A 2,969-nucleotide genomic window follows, 5' to 3' on the forward strand; every position below is an offset into this window, starting at 1 on the left:
TCCTCATCCTTCTTGGAGGAGATCAGGAACAGTTCCGCCACTTCGTCCACCAGGACGATCACGGGCACGGGCCGTAAGCCGGCGGGCAGCTCCCACACGTCGGAGACGCCTTGCAGGCTCAGCAGGTCGAACCGGGACTCCATCTCGCCCACCAGCACATCCAGCAGGGAGGCGGAGTCGTCCGGCGTGGTCGCCAGCGCCGACAGCCGAGCCGCGTAGGCGGAGTGCTCGACGCCGCGCTTGCAGTCGATCCCGACCAGGGCCACCGGCAGCTTGGCGAGGCCCTTGATCAGGTTGCGCTGATAGACGGACTTCCCGGAGTTGTTCGCGCCGAGGGTCAGTGCCATCGGGATCTGGCGGTAGTCCCGCACGAACGCGGTCCCGTCCTCCCGCAGAGCCACCGGCACCGACAGCCCCTCAGGGCGAGCACGGCGCGGCATCCGGACTCGGCGCAGCACGTCGTAGCCGGTCATGCGGAGTTCGACGTGGCCAGGCTTGGTCTCCGCGACGGTCACCGAGTGCACACCCCAGGCATGGCGGAGCCGCTCGGAGGCGGCCACCAGGTCGGCCGGTTCCAGGCCGGCCGGGAGACGCAGGGTCACGCGCAGGCCGGTGGAGGTGCCCCGGATGTGGCGGACCTTCGGCGGGACCGGCTGAACCTCGGTGTGGGCGATGTTCCGCGCCAGGAAGGCCCGCAGGCGGGACGGCTGAACCGTCAGCCCGCACACGTCCATCGTGGAGCGGTAGGTGAAGGAGAACCGCCCCCAGGTGACCGGCAGACCGACCAGCGACCAGTACACGCGCGGCGCATACACCTTCGCGTAGCCGAGACCGCCGGCCCCCGCTAGCGCTCCCGTGGTCTCCAGGACCGTGGACAGGTCGGTCATGATCAGACCGCCGGGGTGATCGCCACGGCGCGGAACGAGATGCCGTGCCGCTTCTGGCCGTTGAACTCGTTCTCCCAGTCCCGCGCCTTCAGCCCCACGACCCGGACCGGGGTACCCGGCGCCAGACCCTCCGGGCAGCCGGTCTCCGGGACGGTCACCTGGTAGAGGTTGCCCTCCCCCTCGTCCGAGACCAGCAGGCCCACGGTCGACATGTCCGCGCCGGTCTCCCGGTCCACGGCCCGCTCCCCAGTCTTCTTGTTCACCATCTTGGGTTCCGGCGCAGTCGCCACGAACACCACAGCGGTCGAAAGGTCGATCTTGAACGACGGCATCCGTCACTCCTTGAGTCAGCCCCGGCGACCTCCGCCAGGTAGCAGCTTCTCTATGAATGTAGGCACAGAAAAACTGCGAGTCAAGAAGTTCTGCGAGTAGCAGTGCGGCTGTATCTCTGGGACTCTGAGAGCGACACCTGAGGAGGAGTACATGACCAGCGGTTTCGGTCTCGTCGTCCGGTTCACACTGCGCGACGCTGAAGCGGCAAAAGCCTTTGACGCTCTCGTGAGTGAGACCCTTGAAGGCATCCGAGCGCACGAGCCCGGCACCCTCGCTTACGTCGTGCACACCGTGGCGGACGACCCCAATGCCCGCTTGTTCTACGAGCTGTACGCGGACCGTGAGGCGTTCGACGAGCACGAGCGGCAGGAGCACACGCGGCGCTTCCTGAGCGAGCGGGAACGGTATGTGACGGACGTGGACGTGACCTTCGTCCAGAGTCAGGACGCCGGGGTGTGGAAGTGACCCCTGAGGAGCGACGGGTCTTTGGTACGCGGGTCGCGGACCTCCGCGAACAACGTGGCCTGACGCAGAAGCAGTTGGCTGCGGAGATCGGCCGTACGGCGAGTTGGCTGTCGCAGGTTGAGCGGGGGATTCAGCCGGTCAATCGGCTCGACGTGCTGAGGCTGTTGGCCGATGGCCTCGGGGTCTCCGTCCAGGAGCTCCAGGCGGATGCGCCGGCGCAAGTCCCTGTGGAGGCGTCTGCCGAGGAGCTGCCGAACGACCTTGACCAGGCGCGGTTGGTCATCTCGGGACACCCGGTGCCGGAGGTCGTTCTAGACCCCGCTGGACCCGGCCCCGCCAACGTCGAGGAACTCCAGCGCGCGGTAGATCGGGTGTGGGAGCTGACCCACGCCAACGAGTTCGCAGAACTCAGTGCCGCGCTGGGGCCGTTGGTTCCCCGGATCGAGCGAGCGGCGCGGACGGCTTCGCCCGACGATCGGGGCAGGCTCTGGGGGCTGCTCAGCCGCACGTACCAGGCTCTTGCCGCAGCGTTCGTCCGTCAGGACGAGGCGGATGCCGCGTGGGTGGCAGCGGATCGGGCGATCCGGGCGGCCGAGGAGTCGGGCAACACGCTGGAAGTGTTCGCCAGCATCTTTCGTCTCGCTCAGGCATTCGTCCGGCTCAAGCATCTTGACCAGGCCGAGCACTCCGCGACGACTGCCCTGAACGCCCTTGAGCGGCACTACGGCGACGCCGCGAACGAGCCCGAAGCACTGTCGGTCATCGGAGCGTTGCATCTGGCACTAGCGCTGATCCACGCCCGAGCCGGCGCACGCACGAGGGCGCGACAAGAGATGAAGCGAGCGCGGGAGGTGGCCGCTCGTCTTGGGGAGGATCGGAACGACTTCAACTTGGAGTTCGGGCCGACGAATGCCGAGATCCAGGCGGTGTCGATCGCGGTCGAGCTGGGAGACGCCGGCGAGGCCATCGAAGTGGGTACCGAGCTGGACACGTCCACCATGTCCGTGGAGCGCAGGGCACGTCTGAAACTGGATCTCGGCCGGGCCTACGCCCAGCGGCGCCAGGTCGGTGAGGCCATGGGTGCCCTGTTGGACGCCGAGCAACTGTCGCCCGACCTGATCCACACCCACGTTGCTGCCCGAGAGACGATCCGCGATCTACTCCTCTTCGCTGGCCGCACGGCGCCCCCGGAGCTGAAGGAACTCGCAGAGCGAGCCGACGCGCGCCCCTGAGTTGTTACAGGTTTCTCTACCTCATCAAGCCCCGGCTGCGCTCCGCTCCGCC

At 67.6% G+C, this 2,969-nt stretch carries 4 protein-coding genes; 2 read left to right on the forward strand and 2 right to left on the reverse strand.

Annotation, left to right across the window (positions count from 1 at the left end; translation table 11 throughout):
• The coding region (locus GT030_RS13765; RefSeq protein ID WP_161201361.1) for an FtsK/SpoIIIE domain-containing protein at positions 1-887 on the reverse strand (887 nt) is incomplete at its 3' end.
• Positions 888-889: 2 nt separating this feature from the next.
• Positions 890-1,219, reverse strand: a complete 330-nt coding sequence (locus GT030_RS13770) for a hypothetical protein (protein WP_161201205.1) — start codon at positions 1,217-1,219, stop codon at positions 890-892.
• A 151-nt stretch (positions 1,220-1,370) separates the two neighbouring features.
• Between GT030_RS13770 and GT030_RS13775 the strand changes: the two genes are divergently transcribed.
• Entirely contained in the window at positions 1,371-1,685 is a 315-nt protein-coding gene (locus GT030_RS13775; protein ID WP_161201362.1) for an antibiotic biosynthesis monooxygenase, read from the forward strand.
• Positions 1,682-2,917 (forward strand): helix-turn-helix transcriptional regulator, encoded by a 1,236-nt coding sequence (locus GT030_RS13780; RefSeq protein WP_161201363.1) that lies wholly within the window; start codon positions 1,682-1,684, stop codon positions 2,915-2,917. Before GT030_RS13775 ends, GT030_RS13780 begins: the two co-directional genes overlap by 4 nt.
• The last annotated feature ends 52 nt before the right edge of the window (positions 2,918-2,969 follow it).

The organism is Streptomyces sp. SID1328, assembly GCF_009865595.1.
In the GTDB taxonomy this organism is placed as follows: Bacteria; Actinomycetota; Actinomycetes; order Streptomycetales; family Streptomycetaceae; genus Streptomyces; species Streptomyces griseoluteus.